Source organism: Methylophilus sp. OH31 (assembly GCF_000576615.1).
Lineage (GTDB): Bacteria > Pseudomonadota > Gammaproteobacteria > Burkholderiales > Methylophilaceae > Methylophilus.
Genome location: NZ_BAUS01000004.1, coordinates 244,759 through 262,799 on the forward strand (window position 1 = coordinate 244,759; position 18,041 = coordinate 262,799).

The following is an 18,041-nucleotide window of genomic DNA, read 5'->3' on the forward strand; positions in this document are numbered from 1 at the left end:
TGTTATTGTTGGCCGGGGATACCGGCACTGCTTATGATGAGGGTTGTTCGATCACGGCATGCGCTTGCTGGTCTGCATGGTAACTGCTGCGTACCATAGGGCCGCTGGCGGCATTATCAAAGCCCATGGCGTCTGCATGTTGCTTAAACCAGTCAAAGGTTTGTGGTGTGACATAGCGCAATACCGGCAAATGGTGCACGCTGGGCTGTAAATATTGACCTAATGTCAGCATGCTGACACCGTGCGCGCGCAAGTCTCGCATCACCTCCAGAATTTCTTCATCAGTTTCACCCAGGCCCAGCATCAGGCCGGATTTGGTCGGCACATGCGGATACATCTGGCTAAATTGTTTGAGCAAATCGAGGGAGTGCTGGTAATCAGAGCCCGGGCGTGCCTGCTTGTAGAGGCGTGGCACGGTTTCCAGGTTATGGTTCATGACGTCCGGCGGCGCCTCGCGCAGGATTTTGAGTGAAACATCCAGGCGGCCACGAAAATCCGGTACCAGGATTTCTATTTTAATCTGCGGCGATTGGGCGCGAATGGCGCGGATGCAATCGACAAAATGTTGCGCGCCGCCATCAGGCAAGTCATCACGGTCGACCGAGGTGACCACGACGTAACGCAGCTTCATTTGCGCGATGGTACGCGCCAGGTTTTCCGGTTCATTGGCATCTGGTGGCAACGGTTTGCCGTGGGCGACGTCGCAGAACGGGCAGCGGCGGGTACAAATATCGCCCAGAATCATAAAGGTGGCGGTGCCGCCGCTAAAACATTCACCAATATTGGGGCAACTGGCTTCTTCGCACACCGTATGCAGGTTGTTGTCGCGCAATACCTGCTTGATTTCCTGGAAACGGGCCGAATCCGGCACCTTCATGCGTATCCATTCCGGTTTGCGCAGCATGGGTTGCGGCACGATTTTAATCGGAATACGCGAAGTCTTGGCTGCGTCGATTTCTTTGACACCTGCCACTTTTTTGGCCGGGCGCGCGTCGATTGGATGTTCTTGGGTGGAATTATCTGACATGCGTCAGTTTCTCTTTCAATCGTTGGGTTAAATCCGCTGCAATGTCAGTCATCGTCAGCGCGATATTTAAATCCCGGGTTTGCGTCATCTGCATGCCAGCATAACCGCAAGGGTCAATGTCGGCAAACGGTTGTAGATCCATCTCAATATTCAAACTCAGGCCATGATAGCAGCACTGGTTTTTCAGCCGTAATCCGAGAGAGGCAATTTTTTTGCCATCCACATAGACGCCGGGTGCATCGGCACGCGCTTCGGCGGCAATGCTGTGTGCGGCCAGAAATTCTATCAGGCTGTTTTCCAAGATGGAGACGAGTTGCCGCACATTCAAGTGGCTGCGCGCCAGATCAACCAGGCAGTAAATGATTAATTGCCCGGGGCCGTGATAAGTGATTTTGCCGCCGCGGTCTACATTAACCACCGGGATGTCGTTTTGCGGCAGGCGCACGCCACGGCGGTTAAGGCCCAGCGTATAGACCGGCGGATGTTCGGTGACCCACAGCTGGTCTGGCGTGTCTTGGTTGCGCCCGGCGGTAAATGCCTGCATGTCAGCCAGCGTGGCTGCATAATCAGTCAAGCCCAGCTGGCGGATTTGCAGAGCAGGCATGGAGGCAAAGCAGGTTACAGCACGACCTTGACCATCGGGTGCGAGGTCAGGCTGCGGTAGATATCGTCCAGTTGCGGTTTGGAGGTGACATACACCAGGCAGGTCAGGCTCAGGTATTTGCCGTTGCTGCTGCCGCGCATCTCTATCAGGTGCGTGTCGAATTCTGGCCAATGGCCTTGAATCACGCGCGTGACTTCGAGTGTGAAGTCGTCATGTGTTTCGCCCATGACCTTGATCGGGAAGTTGGTGGGAAACTCAATCAGGGTTTCTTCCGCCGCAGGCGTTTGTTCTTGCTGGGTCATGGTGTTCACCTACCTTTGTGCTTGTTCCGCTTTATGACGACAAGGGTTTACTGCAAATACAGGCGGACCTGGTCGATCATGCGTGAGAAGATATTGCTGGCCTCAACGGCATGCACGGTCACCAGCGGCACACTGTGTACCACTTTGCCGCCTAGGCTAAAATCTACTGCACCCACGGTTTGATGCGCTTTTAATGGTGCTTCCAGTGGTTTTGCAATGCGCAGATTCGCCTTCATATTGGCATACTCACCTTGCGGTAATGTTAAATAGACTGGTTTGGCGACCGTTAAGTCGACTTCGCTTTCGGTGCCTTTCCATACTTTTTGACGCGTAATGGCTTTGTCTGCTGCGTAAATCAGCTTGGACTCATAAAACTGGAAACCAAAGTTCAGCAGTTTCTGGCTTTCGGCCGCGCGTACATTATCTGAAGTGGTGCCGAGGACCACAGAAATCAAGCGGAAGTCACTACGTTTGGCTGAAGAAATCAGGCAATAACCTGCAGATTCCGTGTGGCCGGTCTTCATGCCATCCACGCTTGGGTCGAGAAACAGCAAGCGGTTGCGGTTAGGCTGCGTGATGTTGTTATAGGTATAAGACTTTTGTGAATACAGGCGTGCATAGTCTTGTGGGTAGTCACGAATCAGGGCATTGGCCAAGATCGACAAGTCACGCGCAGTGGTGGTGTGCGTAGGGTCTGGCAAGCCTGTGGCATTCACAAAGTGGCTGTTTTTCATGCCCAGGGCCGCCGCTTTTTTGTTCATTAATGATGCAAATAACTCTTCACTACCCGCAATGCCTTCTGCCAGGGTGATGGCAGCATCATTGCCAGACTGGATAATCAGGCCATGTAACAGCTCATCCACCGTGACCGTCATGGTGGTGTCGATAAACATTTTAGAGCCTTCGACTTTCCAGGCTTTTTGGCTGACCGGCAAGGTTTGTGTCAGTGCCAGGCGTTTTTGCTTCACCGCTTCAAACGTCAGGTAAGCCGTCATCACTTTGGTCAGTGACGCAGGCTCAACCGGCATATCCGGATTGCTCGCTGCCAGCAGACTGCCGGTATTGGCATCGCGCAGCACAAAGGCTTTGGCCGCCAATGTCGGTGTCGGTACATTGCCAGTGATGGCTTCGGCCGCCACGGTCATTAAAGGAATGGAAAGTAGAAAAGCAATACAGGAACGCCACATGGTCATCATTTATACGAGAATAAAAATTAATGAGAAGAAAACTGCTAACGGAAAAAGACTACCGCGAAAATATCAGTGCAGGTAACTGCAATTTGTCACGCATCTGACTGGCGGCCTGCGCTGCTAATGCGTGATCCGGATAAGGCCCCAGCACAATCTGGAACGTTTTTCCATTATACACTTTGTTGAGTAGGGATTGTGTTTCTGGCAGGGTGGTGAAAATGCGCTGGTGCAGGCGGTCCGCATTTTCTTCCTGGCCAAATGCGCCCACTTGTACATAAATGCCACCGGCTTCCAGTGTCGTCAGTGGGTTGGCGGATACTACGGCTGGTGTGGTGATTGTCTGGGTCGGCGTTTGCTGGGTTGGGTCTATCAGTGACACCTCAACTTGTGCCGAGCCGTGGCGAATAATATCCAGTTGTTTGGCCGCGGCGTAAGAGAGGTCTATGATGCGGTCGCGGCCAAACGGGCCGCGGTCATTGACGCGCGCCATGATGGTTTTGCCATTGCTGAGGTTGGTGATGCGTACATAGCTTGGGATAGGCAACGTTCTATGCGCAGCGGTTAATTTGAACATGTCATAGAGTTCACCACTGGCAGTGCGGCGGCCATGGAATTTTTTGCCATACCACGAAGCATGTCCGGTTTGTGTGAACGGTGTATTGATTTCAGACATCGGCGTCATGGTTTCACCATTGACGATATAGGGTTTGGTGGTGCCTTTGACAATCGGTTCCAGCTTGGGCGTGACTGTGGTTTCGAGCGGGATGTTCGGGTCTATGCCGTCAGTCGGATTGCCGCTAGTCTCTGGTTTGGGGTCGATGTTAATAACTTTGGGGCCACCAATGACTGAGCCATTCGTTGCGGGGTTGTTGGTAGTGGGGGTAGGTGTCGAGCTGGCAGGGCCGCTGGTGGCAGGCCTGGTCGGTGGTGCCGCCGGTGCCGTTTGCCGGGGAGGCATGCTGCTGCTACAAGCTGCCAGCCAGATGGCTAGCGTGACGATGCATAACCGTTGCAAGTAAAAAAACATCCTGTTCCTTAATCGGTGTTTACGCGCTTAATCCGTCGCCACCAGGCGTTTGTGCGATTGAACGCTCATCAGCAAGCCCAGGCTAAGGCCGAGGGTTAACAGTGAGGTGCCGCCGTAGCTGACCAGTGGTAATGGAATGCCGACCACAGGCAGGATACCGCTCACCATGCCCATATTCACGAAGCAATAAGTAAAGAAAGTGGCGGCGATGCTACCCGCCAGCAAACGCGAAAAGGTACTCTTGGCTTGTGACGCGATAATGAAGGCGCGACCGATAATAATGGTGAACAACAGCAATAACAGGCTGCAGCCAACCAGGCCAAACTCTTCAGCAAACACCGCAAAAATAAAGTCGGTCGTTCTTTCTGGCACAAAGTCGAGTTGCGACTGTGTGCCATTGAGCCAGCCTTTGCCGGTGGTGCCGCCAGAGCCAATGGCGATGGTGGCCTGGATAATATGGTAACCCGCGCCTAGTGGATCCTGGCTGGGATCAATCAGGATCTCCACCCGACGACGCTGATAATCATGCAGCATGGACCACAGAATTGGCAATGCGGCACCGAAGGCAACAGCGCTGCCCAAAATAAATTTCCAACTCAGCCCGGCCAGAAAAATGACATAAAAGCCTGACGCAAAGACCAGCGTGGCTGTGCCGAGGTCGGGTTGCTTGGCAATCAGCAACACGGGCGTGAGCAAAATGACGCCAGCGACGATGTAGTCTGCGGTACGCAGCATACTTTCACGTTTGGAAAAGTACCATGACAACATGATGGGTACCGCCAGTTTCATCAGTTCTGACGGCTGGATTTTGGTCACACCGAGGTTGAGCCAGCGTCGTGCGCCGTGGCTGATATCACCGACCAGTGCTACCGCAATCAGCAAGGCCAGCCCGAGCAGGTAGGCTGGTAGCGCAATGCGTTCTATATGTTGTGGCTGGGTGTTGGCGACCAGGAACATCACCCCCAGCATCACCACAATGTTGATTAACTGCGCATTCACCTTAAGCAGTGACTGGCCCGAGGCGCTGTAAAGTACCATGAGTGCCACCACCAGCACCATGAGCACCGTGGCCAGCAAAATCGAGTCGATATGCCGGATAAAATGGCCTATCCATTGTCTAATCATGAGGCTCCTCCTCGACTTCTGGCGCGTTCACGACAGCTGCTTCTGCCGCCGCTGCAGCTTGTGCCGCTGCCGGGTCCACCGGGACTTTACCCAGCAAGTAATAATCCATCACCTTGCGGGCAATGGGGCCCGCGGTAGAGCCACCGTGGCTGCCGTTTTCAACAATCACCGCCACGGCAATTTTGGGGTCTTCGGCTGGCGCATAGGCAATAAACCAGGCATGGTCGCGGTGGCGTTCATTAATCAGTTTTTCGTTGTATTTCTCATTTTGCTTGATGCCGACCACTTGTGCAGTACCAGTCTTGGCCGCGATGTCATAGCCGGCATTGGCACCGATTGCCGCAGCGGTACCGCCTGGGCGGGTCACATCCATCATGCCCAGTTTCACAATATCCAAATTCTGCGCGCTCAAGTTGAGCTGGTCGGCAATGATGTGCGGCAACATTTTCACCTGGTTGGTTTTGGCGTTAACGATGGCATTGACCAGGTGCGGACGAATCGCCTTGCCGTTGTTGGCCAGCGTGGCCGTGGCATAGGCTAGCTGCATGGGCGTCACCAGCGTGTAGCCCTGGCCGATACCGACAATCACGGTTTCGCCCATGTACCAGGGTTGTTTATAGCGCCTTTGCTTCCAGGCAGGGGTTGGCAACAGGCCGGACAACTCACCCTGGATATCAATATTGGTTTTTTCACCAAAGCCAAAATGGCGCACAAAATCTGTCAGGCGCTCAATGCCGAGCTCAACTGCCAGGCCGTAGAAAAAAGTGTCACAAGAGACGGTAATCGCCCTGCGCATATCCACTGCGCCATGGCCGGACGGTTTCCAGTCACGGTAGCGATGGCGGCTATTGGGTAAGGTGAAATAGCCGGGGTCGCTAATGGTAAAGGGTGGCTGGCGTTTGCCGGATTCCAGGCCTGCCAGTGCAACGAATGGTTTAAATGTCGACCCAGGTGGGTAGATGCCCTTGAGGCTGCGGTTAATCAGTGGCTTGTCTGGTGAGTTGTTGAGGTTATTCCAGTTGTCAAAATCAATGCCATCGACAAACAGGTTGGCATCAAACGACGGCATGCTCACCATAGATAGCACTTCGCCCGTTTTTGGCTGGATAGCCACTAATGCACCACGTCTGCCAGCAAACTCATGCTCGGCGATCTCCTGCATTTTGGCATCCATAGACAGCACAATATTGTTGCCTGAGGTGGGCGATGCGCTGGATAGCACACGCACCGCGCGGCCATCGGCGTCAATTTCTACCTGCTGGAAACCGGTGATGCCATGTAAGTCTTCTTCATAAGCCTGCTCGACCCCGGCTTTGCCGATGTGCTCAGTGCCTTTGTAATTCGACAGCTGGTTGCTTTCTTTGAGCTGTTTGAGGTCGTTTTCATTGATGCGGCTGATATAGCCGATGCCATGCGTGCCCAAGGTGCCATATGGATAATGGCGGAACAGGCGTGATTTGAGCTCAACGCCAGGGAAACGGAAGCGATTGACGGCAAACTTGGCCGCTTCATATTCGTTGAGGTGGGTGCGGATCGGGATGCTTTCAAAGGTGTGACTCTGCGCGCGCAACTTCTTAAAGCGTTTTAAATCGGAGGCCGAGATTTCAACCAGTGCACCTAATTCGGCAATTGTGTCCTGCAAACCATCGGTTTTAGACGGCGTGATCTCCAGCGTATACACAAAAAAGTTATGTGCTAGGATAATGCCATTGCGATCCGAGATCAGGCCGCGGTTGGGTGTGATCGGGACAATCGAAATACGGTTATTTTCTGCCAGCGTCTGGTAGTAATCATAGCGGTAGACTTGCAGGAAATAGAAACGGCCAAGCAGCGCGGAGAACGCGCTGAGGACCATTAAGATCAGAAAAACCAGACGAACCCGGAACTTGTGCTGTTCGTTTTGATGGTTTTTGAGTTCAGTGCTATACCCCATGTGCTTATAACTTCTTCGGGCGGGTCAGCTCGCCAAACCAGATAATCATGAATTGCCACAATATCAGGTCGGAAACCACGGGCAGGCTGTAGGTCCAATCCGGCAGTTCGCCGCCAGCAAACAGTTTGAGCAGTAAAATCAGCCCGCGTTGTACACCAAACAGGAATATCACGTACAAATACAGTTGCCAGCGGTTAAACAGCACTAGGCGCCGTTGGTAAATCAGGCCCAGAAAAGCGGTGATGGCAAATGTCAGTGCGTGTTGGCCTAGCAGGCTGCCAGTGGATAAGTCGACCAGTAACCCGGCAAACCAGACCCAGCCGATATTGCAGTGATACGGGGCTTGTAGCACCCAGTAAATCATGATCACCAGCAAAAAGTCAGGGCGGATAATGACACCGGTGTTAGACCAGGGGTAGAGCTGGAATATCAGCCCGACCAACATGGTGAACAGGAAAGTGCTGAATTTTACCGGTTTCATGGGTGCTCCGGCGTGGCAGGGGCCGTGGTGTTTTCAGGGGCAGGGGCTGCACCCGGGGTGGCTGCAGCGGCGCCAGGCTCGGTGCTGGGGGAGTCCAGCACAGGCGTTTCAGTCGCTGGGTGCGGGTCAACCGCGGCATTATTTTTTTGCAGTACTTCAACTACCGATTGATCCAGATGCTGTGCGTTGTTGCGCGGCAACACCGGTTTGTTTTCGCTGGATGGGTTAATGGCGGGTGACTCAGGTACTTTGAGGATCAGCACATGCTTGTGGTTATTCACGCCAGCAATCGGGCGGCTAATGATTTTGGCAAAAGGCGAATCCTGGCTTTGCTTGATCTGGGTGACCACGGCGACGGCTAAACCCGCCGGGTAGACGCCATCAATGCCGGATGTGACCAGCTTGTCGCCCACTTTAATGTCCACGCTGGTCGGCAGGTAGGGAATGTCCAGCGTGTTGCGCTTGCCTTCACCAAAGGCAATCGCACGCAACTGATTGCGCTCAATTTGAATGGGAATCGACAGTTTCTTGTCGGTAATCAGCGTCACTTCGCTGGTAAAGGTGTATACGCGTGTAATTTGCCCGACTACGCCTTGTTCATCGACCACGGCCTGGCCAGGCGTGATGTGATGGCGGCTGCCACGGTTGAGCGTGATGATGTTGCTGAACGGGTCGCGACCCATGTGCAATACTTCGCCCAGGGTAGCCTGCGGAATAATCGGTGCATCGCCCGCCAGCAGCGTGCGTAAATGTGCATTTTCAGCATCCACGGTCGCCAGGCGCTGCAAGGCGGCATTGTCTATCAGTGACTGCTGCTTGAGTTTGAAATTGTCTTGAATCAGCTGGTTGTGTGAGGTGAAGTAGGTGTTGATGTTGCGGCCCCACTCATTAGGTGCGCTGGCCAGCACTTCCAGGGGGTGCAAGGCGGTGCTGAACCATTGTCTGACCTGGCTCAGGTAGTCAAAGCGCGCGTCCACCGCCATCATGACCAGTGACAGCGTGCAAAAAAACATCAGGCGTGAGAAAGGCTTGGGCCCCTGGATAAAAAAAGCCGGGGACTCCTGCGGATCAAGCTGTTGGTGTATGCCTTTTAGCATAATCGGGTGCGCGCCATCGTTGCCCCGAATTATTCGCTAGCAAAAACGTTGCCCAGCTTGTCCATTTCTTCCAGTGCGCGACCACAGCCACGTGCGACGCAAGTCAGTGGGTCTTCTGCCACGATCACTGGCAAACCGGTTTCTTCCACCAACAGGCGATCCAGGTCGCGCAGCAGGGCGCCACCGCCAGTCAATACCATGCCTTTTTCGGCAATGTCGGCACCCAGTTCTGGTGGGGTTTGTTCCAGGGCGGATTTTACCGCACCAACGATAGAGTTTAATGGTTCGGTCAGGGCTTCCAGGATTTCGTTGCTGGAGATGGTGAATTTACGTGGCAAGCCTTCTGCCAGGTTGCGGCCAGTGACTTCCATTTCCAACACTTCAGAACCCGGGAAGGCGGAGCCGATTCTTTTCTTGATCGCTTCAGCGGTTGGTTCGGAAATTTGCATGCCGTAGTTGCGGCGGATGTAGTCGATAATTGCCTGGTCAAACTTGTCACCACCGACACGCTCAGACTTGGCGTACACAATGCCGCCCAGTGAGATTACGCCCACTTCGGTCGTGCCGCCACCGATATCCACCACCATGGAGCCTGTCGCTTCAGCCACTGGCATATCTGCACCAATCGCGGCAGCCATGGGTTCTTCAATCAAAAACACTTGTTTGGCACCGGCGCGCTCGGCGGATTCTTTAATCGCGCGACGCTCAACCTGGGTGGAGCCTACCGGTACACAGATAATAATGCGTGGGCTAGGGGAGAACCAGCGGGATTCGTGTACTTTACGGATAAAAAACTTGAGCATTTGCTCGGTGATGGTGAAATCGGCAATCACACCATCCTTCATCGGGCGGATGGCCTGGATGTTGGCTGGTGCGCGGCCCAGCATGCTTTTCGCATCTGAACCGACGGCCAGTAACACCTTTTTGCCGTTGGGGCCGCCTTCGGTACGAATCGCCACCACCGACGGTTCATCCAGAACGACGCCTTTACCACGCACGTAGATCAAGGTGTTGGCGGTGCCAAGGTCAATGGCAAGGTCATTGGAGAAGTAGCTGTTGAGTGAACCGAACATGTTTTATCCTGTGAAGTTTCCGACTTTAGAACTGCTCGCTAAGTGCGGCATAAAATCAAGGTATAATAGCGCAAAACGCACATGAAATTAAGATGTGCTTTCAAAATCTTACAGACAATTAACCAGAACATGGCACTGAATCTAGATGATATCAAGCGTATCGCTCATCTGGCCCGTATTGAGGTCAGCGAGAGTGAAGCGCAGGAAACCCTGAACAAACTATCCGGCATCCTCGGTTTGATCGAGCAAATGCAGGCGGTCGACACCACAGGCATTGTCCCTATGTCGCACTCGCAGGACGTGACGCAGCGCCTGCGTGAAGACGTGGTCACCAAAACCAACCAGCGCGAGCTGTTCCAGTCTATTGCCCCGGCAACACAGGATGGTCTGTACCTGGTGCCAAGAGTCATCGAATAACAGCGGTTTTCTACGCGATTTTACGGTTCTTATTATGATTAACAGCAGTCTCAAGCAGCTGGGCCAGCAGTTGGCCAGCAAACAAGTATCCAGTGTCGAGCTGACGCAAGCCTATTTGCAGCGCATGACGCAGCTCAATCCGACCATTAATGCCTACGTCACCATAGACGAGGATAAAACGCTGGCGCAGGCCAAAGCAGCTGATGCCCGCATTGCCACTGGTGATTTCGGCCCGCTGACCGGAATCCCGCTGGCGCAAAAAGACATTTTCTGTGCCAAAGGCTGGCGCACCACCTGTAGCTCAAAAATGCTGGAGACCTTTATCTCTCCGTATGACGCACATGTCATCAGCCAGTTTGATGCTGCAGGCGCTGTGAACCTGGGTAAAACCAATATGGACGAGTTCGCCATGGGCTCCTCTAACGAAACCAGCTATTTTGGTGGCGTGAAAAACCCGTGGGATTTTGACCGTGTACCGGGTGGTAGCTCAGGCGGTTCCGCCGCCGCGGTGGCCGCACGTTTGTGTGCCGCTGCGACTGGCACCGATACCGGCGGCTCCATCCGCCAGCCGGCCTCTTTGTGCGGTTTTACCGGCCTCAAGCCCACCTATGGATTGGTGTCGCGTTACGGCATGATCGCGTTTGCGTCTTCACTCGACCAAGCGGGCCCGATGGCCAAATCTGCCGAAGACTGTGCACTCATGCTGAATGTCATGGCGGGGTTTGATGAGCGTGACTCCACCAGCGTCAACCGTGAAAAAGAAGACTACACCCGCGGCCTGGCTGCCCTGACCGGCGAGCAGCCACTCAAAGGCTTGCGCATAGGCCTGCCTAAAGAATACTTTGCCGAAGGCCTGAGTGCCGATGTGGCCAAGGTCATCGAAACCGCTATTGCCGAATACAAAAAGCTGGGCGCCGAAATCGTAGAAATCAGTTTGCCTAATAACAATCTGTCGATTCCGGTCTATTACGTGCTAGCTCCGGCAGAAGCCTCCAGCAACCTGTCACGCTTTGACGGTGTACGTTATGGCCACCGTGCTGCCGAATACAACGACCTGATGGACATGTACATGAAGTCGCGCGCCGAAGGCTTTGGTGCCGAGGTCAAACGCCGTATCCTGATTGGTACTTATGTATTGAGCGCTGGCTACTACGATGCTTATTACCTCAAGGCACAGCAAATCCGCCGCCTGATTGCACAGGATTTTGTAGAAGCATTTAAGCACTGTGATGTGATCATGGGGCCAGCTGCCCCTTCGACAGCCTTTAAGGCCGGAGAGAAGACCAGTGACCCGGTCGCCATGTACCTCGAAGATCTGTATACCATCGCTGTTAACCTGGCCGGTTTGCCAGGCATGAGTATTCCAGCCGGTTTTGCGGCTAACTCAGAAGGTAAGTCCTTGCCGGTAGGTTTGCAGATTATCGGTAATTATTTTGATGAGGCGCGCATGCTGGAGATCGGCCACGCTTATCAACAAGTGACAGACTGGCACACACGTATGCCGGAGGGAATCTAAATGCAGTGGGAAGTCGTCATCGGGTTGGAAACTCATACTCAGTTACAAACTAAATCTAAACAGTTTAGCGGCGCTTCGACCACCTATGGTGCTGCGCCAAATACGCAGGCTTGCGAAGTGAGCATTGCTTTACCCGGTGTATTGCCGGTACTGAATAAAGAAGCCGTCGAATGTGCCATTAAGTTTGGCCTGGCGATTGATGCCGAGATGGCACCACGCAGTGTGTTTTCCCGCAAGAATTACTTTTATCCGGATTTGCCAAAAGGCTACCAGATCAGCCAGTTTGAGTTGCCGGTGGTCGGTAAAGGCAAAATCACCATCCAGGTGCCTGCGACTAAAAATGCCGAAGCCTACGAAAAAGTCATCAATATCACGCGTGCACATCTGGAAGAAGATGCCGGTAAATCGGTGCATGATGCGGTTGAAGGCATGTCCGGCATAGACCTCAACCGTGCAGGGACGCCGTTGCTGGAAATTGTGACTGAGCCAGATATGCGCAGCGCAGCCGAAGCGGTGGCTTATGCCAAGAAATTGCATGAACTGGTGCAATGGATAGGTATCTGTGATGGCAACATGCAAGAAGGTAGTTTCCGTTGTGATGTCAACGTCTCGGTGCGTCCAAAAGGCTCTGAGAAATTAGGTACCCGTCGCGAAATCAAGAACCTCAACTCGTTCAAGTTTATGCAGCAGGCAATCGAGTACGAGACACAATGGCAAATTGAGACGCTGGAAGATGGCGGCACCATTCAGCAGGCAACCGTGCTGTTTAACCCGGATACGGGTGAAACGCGTGCCATGCGTAGCAAGGAAGAAGCCAACGATTACCGTTACTTCCCAGACCCTGACTTATTGCCGCTGGAAGTCACCGAAGCCGATAAGACGCGTGTAAAGGCCGAGATGCCAGAACTGCCACAAGCTTTGCAGGCACGATTGATTAGTGAGTACCAGCTCTCAGCGTATGACGCCAGTACCTTGACTGCTTCACGCAGCCTGGCGGACTATTTCGTCGCCGTGGTCAATGCGGGCGCAGAGCCCAAGCAGGCAGCGAACTGGGTGATGGGTACTTTGTCAGCCAAGCTGAATGCAGAAGAAAAAAATATCCTAGAGGCACCAATAAGTCCTAAGCTTCTGGCATCATTGCTTAAAAGGCTCTCTGAAGGTGTATTATCATCATCAGGTGCAAAACATGTATTTGAAAGAATTTGGAATGAATCGAGCGAGTCTGCTCAAATTATTTCAGTGAATGAATTTGGCGGTTTGGATAAAGAACTTAGAATAATTGATGAAATTATTCTAAAAGATGATTTAAAGCAGGTCTCTGATACTGGCGCCATTGAAGCGATTATCAATGAAGTGCTGGCTGCTAACCAGGCCATGGTGGATGAATACAAAGCCGGTAAAGAAAAAGCTTTTAATGCGCTGGTTGGCCAGTGTATGAAGGCCTCCAAAGGCAAGGCCAATCCGGCCCAGGTCAACGAACTGCTTAAGGCTAAATTGGGTTAAAACGGATTATCCTGCTGTGGTATGGCAGGATAATATTGACGGACCTTATTCTTCTTCAAGCCAGTTGTTATTAATGGCAATCAAATCTGGCAGGCACTGCAACATGGCGTCGACGACAGCCGGGTCAAAGTGCTTGCCACGATTGGCCTCAATTTCTGCAATGGCATCTTCCACAGGCCAGGCCTCTTTGTACGGGCGCTTGTTGAGTAAGGCATCAAATACATCAGCCACAGCCACAATGCGAGCCTCCACCGGAATCGCTTCCCCTTTTAAGCCGAACGGATAACCGCTGCCATCCCATTTTTCATGGTGGTAAAGGGCGACGGAGTGTGCCAGCTTGATCAGGGGTGATGTGGAGTTATCGAGGATTTTTGCACCCATTTCCGGGTGCTTCCGCATTAACTCCAGCTCTTCATTGTTCAATTTTCCTGGTTTGAGCAATACATGGTCAGGAATGCCAATTTTGCCGATGTCATGCATGGGCGCGGCATGGATCAATTGTTCTGAAAAGTGCGGATCCATACCCATTTGCAAGGCCAGCCTGCCAGACACATGACTCATGCGCATGACATGCATGCCGGTTTCATTATCCTTGAACTCGGCAGCGCGGCCTAAACGCTGGATCAGCTCCAAGTGGGTGCGTTTCAGTTCATCGATATGCACTAGTGATAAGTGCGTTTTGACGCGCGCTCGCACCAGGGCAGGTGAAATCGGTTTATTGATGTAATCCACACCGCCAGCAGCAAAGCCTTCAGATTCGTCCGCCTCTTCCGCCAATGCGGTGACAAAAATGACCGGGATGGTGTTGGTTTCCGGGTCGCTTTTGAGCTGTCTACAGACTTCGAAGCCAGTCATGCCTGGCATCATCACATCCAGCAAAATCAGGCCGGGTCTTTCTTTTTTGACCAACTCCAATGCGTCCATACCGTTTTTGGCAAAACTCAAACGGTAATTGTCCTGTAGCACCTGCTTCAACACTTTAAGGTTAAGTGGTTCATCGTCAACAATCAGAATTTTTGCTTGTTGCGCGGTGTTGTCCATCATGAGGAAGTCTCCTGGGTCTGGATTGCCAGTAGCTGGTCAATATGCACGGTCGCTTGCTCAAAGTCAAAGTCATTCAATAACTGCGCAATGGTATTCAAGGCCTGGCGCCACGCCGCAGGGGCATGCTGAACGAGTTTGCTGACGAGCGCATCATCCAGCTCATTCATGACGATCAGTGTACGTAGTTCTTGCAGCCAGCCTAATAGTTGCGCGGCTGGCAGTTGAGCTTCATGCGTAGAGGCGGTCACTGCCTGTTGTAATAGCAAGGGTGTGATGGACGCATGCAGTGACTGTACGTGTGTTTGCAACTGAGTCACCAGTGCAGTGCAGGTGTGCCACTGATCCTCGTTCACTTGTTCTAGTGCGTGATAGCTGTCCTGAATATTGCTTAGGGTGAGATTGGCGCTGACACCTTTGTTGGCATGCGCGAGTTGCTTCACCGTGGCGTAATCCTGCGTTGCGATTGCTTGCTTAAGGGTAGTGATGTGCTTGCGTGACTCTTGCACATAAACATTGATTTCATGCAGGTAGGTTTGCTGGTCACCCCACAACTGGATGCCTTTTTTCAGGTCGAAATGCGCTGTTACAGGCGGCGATGGGGTGGTGTCGGTAGCCATTGCCACAGGTTCCAGTTGTAATACGCGCTGAATTTCTGCCAGTAATAATGGCAGTTCAATCGGTTTGGACGCAAAGCCATCCATGCCTGCTTCAGCTGCGGCTACCCGGTCCTGATCAAGCACGCTGGCTGTCAGCGCAATAATCGGCGTTCTGGCCCTGCCGGATTGTTGCTCTAATGCGCGTATATGCATGCTGGCGCTGAGGCCATCCATGACAGGCATTTGAACATCCATCAAAATCACGTCGTACGGCTGGCTTTGCCAGGCGTCGACAACTTCCTGGCCATTGCTGGCCAATGTGAGCTGATGGCCTTGTTTTTCCAGCACAATGTTTAATAGCCTGCGGTTTTGCTCAATATCATCTGCAGCCAGAATTTTCAGTGCGGGCAAGGTCAATGCTAACGCATTATTTTGTGCTGAGTTTTCTGGCGCACTGCCTTCTGTGAGCGGCAAAATCACTGAAAAACAGCTGCCGTTGCCAATTTTGCTGCTGGCAGTAATGCGGCCGCCCATTAACTCTACCAATTGTTTGCTAATGGTGGTGCCCAGTCCGGTGCCACCGAAGCGGCGGCTCATTGAAGCATCGGCCTGGGTAAATGGCTCAAAAATCACATCCAGCCGGTCTTCATCAATGCCGATGCCGGTATCAATGATGTCAAATTGCACTTCGTCTTGCGGTGTCAGGTGCACGTTGAGTTCAACATGACCTTTTTCGGTAAATTTAATCGCATTGCCCAGCAGGTTGGTCAGTACCTGGCGAATGCGATGCTCGGCGCCGATATAGTAACCAGCGGTTTCCGGGGCTAAATTCAGCCGCAAGTCCAGCTGTTTTTTGCGCGCCTGTAACCAAAGGGATGAGATCAGGCTATCTACCATTTCGCGCATGGAGAAATCCAGCATCTCCAGCTCCAGCATGCCTTTTTCCAGTTTGGCACTGTCTAAAATGTCGTTGAGCAAATGTAGTAAAGACTTGGCTGACTGGCTGATGGTGGATAAATAATTGCGCTGTTCCGGTTGCATGGAGGTATCCAGCAGCAATTCGCTAAAGCCGATAATAGAGTTCATCGGTGTGCGAATCTCATGGCTCATATTGGCAAGAAATGTACTTTTGGCGTTGGCTGCTTGCTCGGCGGTTTCTTTTGCCTGCCGCATTTCTTGTTCCATTTGCTTGCGCTCGCTGATGTCCATCATAAACATCAACACCTTAACGACCTTGCCGTCTACATCACGTACCGGGCTGTAAGAGGCATTGATCCAGATTTGCTTGCCTGCTTTGCCGTAACGCAAAAACTCGCCATGCACGAACTCACCCCGGCGCAAGGATGACCATTTTTTCTTGTAGGTGTCGGTCAGGGCAAAATCAGGCGGGCAAAAAATGGAGTGATGACGGCCTTCGATGTCGTCGGCCTGGTAGCCCAGCAGGTCAAGGAAGTTCTGGTTGGCCGAAATCACAAAGCCATCGATAGTAAATTCGGCCACGCTGGTGGAGTAATTGATCGCGTTGACGATGCCTTCGAATTCGGCATTTTTCTGTTTGGACTCGGTGATGTCCAGCAATACGCCATCCATGGCATACGGCATGCCGTCTTTATTCAGCAGCGGAGAGGCGAATGCGGATACCCATTTTTCATTACCGTTGCGATCCGTGATCCTGAACTCCACTTCAAAGCTTTCAAGCTTGGCAATGGCTTTTGCCGCAATCGGGCGCACACGTGCAATATCGTCAGGATGCATCAAGGGCGAAAAGCGTAATTGTCCGCTGAGAAAGTCCTGCGCGGGCCAGCCTGTCATCTGTAGCACGGCGTCGCTGATCAGTTGTATGCTCCAGTCGCCCGCCAGGCTGACGCGAAAAGTCACACCTGGGATATTGTTCATCATGGATTGAATCTGCTGATCTTTTTCCCGCACAGCCTCTTCAATGGCTTTGCGGTGGCTGAGGTCAGTGATAAAACCCACATATAGCGTTTCATTGGCAAGCTTGACTTCACCAATCGCCAGTCGAATCGGAAAGGTTGAGCCATCTTTGCGCATGGCATCCAGATCGCGGCCTTCGCCCATGATTTTTGCCTGGCCCGTTGCCTGGTAATTTTTCAGGTAATAAAGGTGATTGGAGCTGTCCGGTTCTGGCATCAGCAGGGAAATATTTTTGCCTTTCATTTCTGCTTTGGTCCAGCCGAACAGTTTTTCGACGGCGTCATTGCAGGCGATCATTTCGCCAGTGGTATTGATGGTGACGATACCGTCTACGGCTGTATCCAGAATGGTCGACAAGCGTGTTTCACTGGCCTGGATGGTCGCCAGCATTTGCCGGTAGCGTATCAGGGCGTTAATCGCCGTGGCGATGATGCCGATGAGGATAGTGACCAGCGTAATGCCTAGTGCCATGGTGATGGATTGGTTGTCATCCGGGTTAAAGCCGGGTTTCGCTTCGCCCAGAAAGCGCGCAGACGCCATGCCGGTATAGTGCATGGCGGTGATGGCGCTGCCCATGAGCACACCGCCCAGGATGATGCTGACTTTGGGCGGGATTTTGCCTTTCTGGTTTAAAAAGATGCCTGTCCACAGGGACAGCGTGGATAAAGCAACCGCTACCACGACAGACACCAGCACCCATACCAGATCAAACTTGAGCACAGGCTCCATGCGCATGGCGAGCATGCCGATGTAATGCATGGCACCAATGCCTGCACCGACGGCAAATCCGCCTTTAATCAATTTGCGGTAATCGATCTGGTTTTCAGACATCAGGCTCAGGGCATAGTGTGATGCCAGGATGCCTGGCATCATGGAGACCAGGGTGGCATCCGGATAGTAAGAAACCGGCGTGCAGATTTGATAGGCCAGCATGCCAATAAAATGCATGGCCCAGATGCCGGCACCTAATGATACTGAGCTGGCGATAATCGAAAACCGACGTGAAACCACAGACGTCTGTTTTTGTGACAGGCGCGTTAATTGCAGGGCCAGAATAGAGGAGCCAATGGCAACCACGGCCGATAACACCACCAGCCAATCATCATAGCTGCCATAGAGCAGGGCGGTTGGAGAGCCTGCTCTGAAAAAGAAAATACCGTACCAATCCATG

The 18,041-nt window shown here is 52.7% G+C and carries 15 protein-coding genes; 3 read left to right on the top strand and 12 right to left on the bottom strand.

The window, feature by feature from the left end:
- Positions 1 to 31: 31 nt before the first annotated feature.
- From lipA to OH31_RS07765, 10 genes are all read right to left on the bottom strand, one after another.
- Positions 32 to 1,027, bottom strand: coding sequence for a lipoyl synthase (lipA, locus tag OH31_RS07720; RefSeq protein WP_019880866.1), 996 nt, complete (start codon positions 1,025 to 1,027; stop codon positions 32 to 34).
- A complete protein-coding gene (lipB, locus tag OH31_RS07725; RefSeq protein WP_024930278.1) occupies positions 1,017 to 1,631 on the bottom strand; it encodes a lipoyl(octanoyl) transferase LipB in 615 nt (204 codons plus the stop codon). Before lipB ends, lipA begins: the two co-directional genes overlap by 11 nt.
- A 14-nt stretch (positions 1,632 to 1,645) precedes the next feature.
- On the bottom strand, positions 1,646 to 1,933 hold the full coding sequence (locus OH31_RS07730; protein WP_019880868.1) for a YbeD family protein: 288 nt from the start codon (positions 1,931 to 1,933) through the stop codon (positions 1,646 to 1,648).
- A 47-nt stretch (positions 1,934 to 1,980) separates the two neighbouring features.
- On the bottom strand, positions 1,981 to 3,078 hold the full coding sequence (locus tag OH31_RS07735) for a D-alanyl-D-alanine carboxypeptidase family protein (RefSeq protein WP_019880870.1): 1,098 nt from the start codon (positions 3,076 to 3,078) through the stop codon (positions 1,981 to 1,983).
- Between the two features lie 100 nt (positions 3,079 to 3,178).
- Positions 3,179 to 4,150: a septal ring lytic transglycosylase RlpA family protein gene (locus tag OH31_RS07740; protein ID WP_024930279.1), complete on the bottom strand. Its 972-nt coding sequence runs from the start codon at positions 4,148 to 4,150 to the stop codon at positions 3,179 to 3,181.
- Between the two features lie 27 nt (positions 4,151 to 4,177).
- Positions 4,178 to 5,275, bottom strand: coding sequence for a rod shape-determining protein RodA (rodA, locus tag OH31_RS07745; RefSeq protein ID WP_024930280.1), 1,098 nt, complete (start codon positions 5,273 to 5,275; stop codon positions 4,178 to 4,180).
- On the bottom strand, positions 5,268 to 7,208 hold the full coding sequence (gene mrdA / locus OH31_RS07750; RefSeq protein WP_019880874.1) for a penicillin-binding protein 2: 1,941 nt from the start codon (positions 7,206 to 7,208) through the stop codon (positions 5,268 to 5,270). Before mrdA ends, rodA begins: the two co-directional genes overlap by 8 nt.
- A gap of 4 nt (positions 7,209 to 7,212) precedes the next feature.
- The gene (gene mreD / locus OH31_RS07755; RefSeq protein ID WP_019880875.1) at positions 7,213 to 7,689 is read right to left on the bottom strand and encodes a rod shape-determining protein MreD; all 477 of its coding nucleotides are present in this window, start codon (positions 7,687 to 7,689) and stop codon (positions 7,213 to 7,215) included.
- Positions 7,686 to 8,786: a rod shape-determining protein MreC gene (gene mreC, locus OH31_RS07760; protein ID WP_024930281.1), complete on the bottom strand. Its 1,101-nt coding sequence runs from the start codon at positions 8,784 to 8,786 to the stop codon at positions 7,686 to 7,688. The genes mreD and mreC overlap by 4 nt, the downstream gene beginning before the upstream one ends.
- A gap of 29 nt (positions 8,787 to 8,815) precedes the next feature.
- Positions 8,816 to 9,859: a rod shape-determining protein gene (locus OH31_RS07765; protein ID WP_018985380.1), complete on the bottom strand. Its 1,044-nt coding sequence runs from the start codon at positions 9,857 to 9,859 to the stop codon at positions 8,816 to 8,818.
- A gap of 129 nt (positions 9,860 to 9,988) precedes the next feature.
- On the opposite strand from OH31_RS07765, the gene gatC reads away from it, so the two are divergent.
- Genes gatC through gatB form a run of 3 tightly spaced genes read left to right on the top strand, consistent with a single transcriptional unit; the run spans position 9,989 to position 13,295 of the window.
- A complete protein-coding gene (gene gatC / locus OH31_RS07770; RefSeq protein WP_024930282.1) occupies positions 9,989 to 10,276 on the top strand; it encodes an Asp-tRNA(Asn)/Glu-tRNA(Gln) amidotransferase subunit GatC in 288 nt (95 codons plus the stop codon).
- 34 nt (positions 10,277 to 10,310) lie between these two features.
- Complete coding sequence (gatA, locus tag OH31_RS07775; protein WP_024930283.1) at positions 10,311 to 11,792, top strand: Asp-tRNA(Asn)/Glu-tRNA(Gln) amidotransferase subunit GatA; 1,482 nt, start codon at positions 10,311 to 10,313, stop codon at positions 11,790 to 11,792.
- Positions 11,793 to 13,295: an Asp-tRNA(Asn)/Glu-tRNA(Gln) amidotransferase subunit GatB gene (gene gatB, locus OH31_RS07780; RefSeq protein ID WP_024930284.1), complete on the top strand. Its 1,503-nt coding sequence runs from the start codon at positions 11,793 to 11,795 to the stop codon at positions 13,293 to 13,295.
- A 45-nt stretch (positions 13,296 to 13,340) separates the two neighbouring features.
- Here gatB and OH31_RS07785 read toward each other — a convergent pair whose 3' ends face one another.
- Together OH31_RS07785 and OH31_RS07790 are read right to left on the bottom strand one after the other, a co-directional pair.
- Positions 13,341 to 14,339, bottom strand: coding sequence for a two-component system response regulator (locus OH31_RS07785; RefSeq protein ID WP_024930285.1), 999 nt, complete (start codon positions 14,337 to 14,339; stop codon positions 13,341 to 13,343).
- Complete coding sequence (locus OH31_RS07790; RefSeq protein ID WP_024930286.1) at positions 14,336 to 18,040, bottom strand: PAS domain S-box protein; 3,705 nt, start codon at positions 18,038 to 18,040, stop codon at positions 14,336 to 14,338. The genes OH31_RS07785 and OH31_RS07790 overlap by 4 nt, the downstream gene beginning before the upstream one ends.
- Position 18,041: the final 1 nt, after the last annotated feature.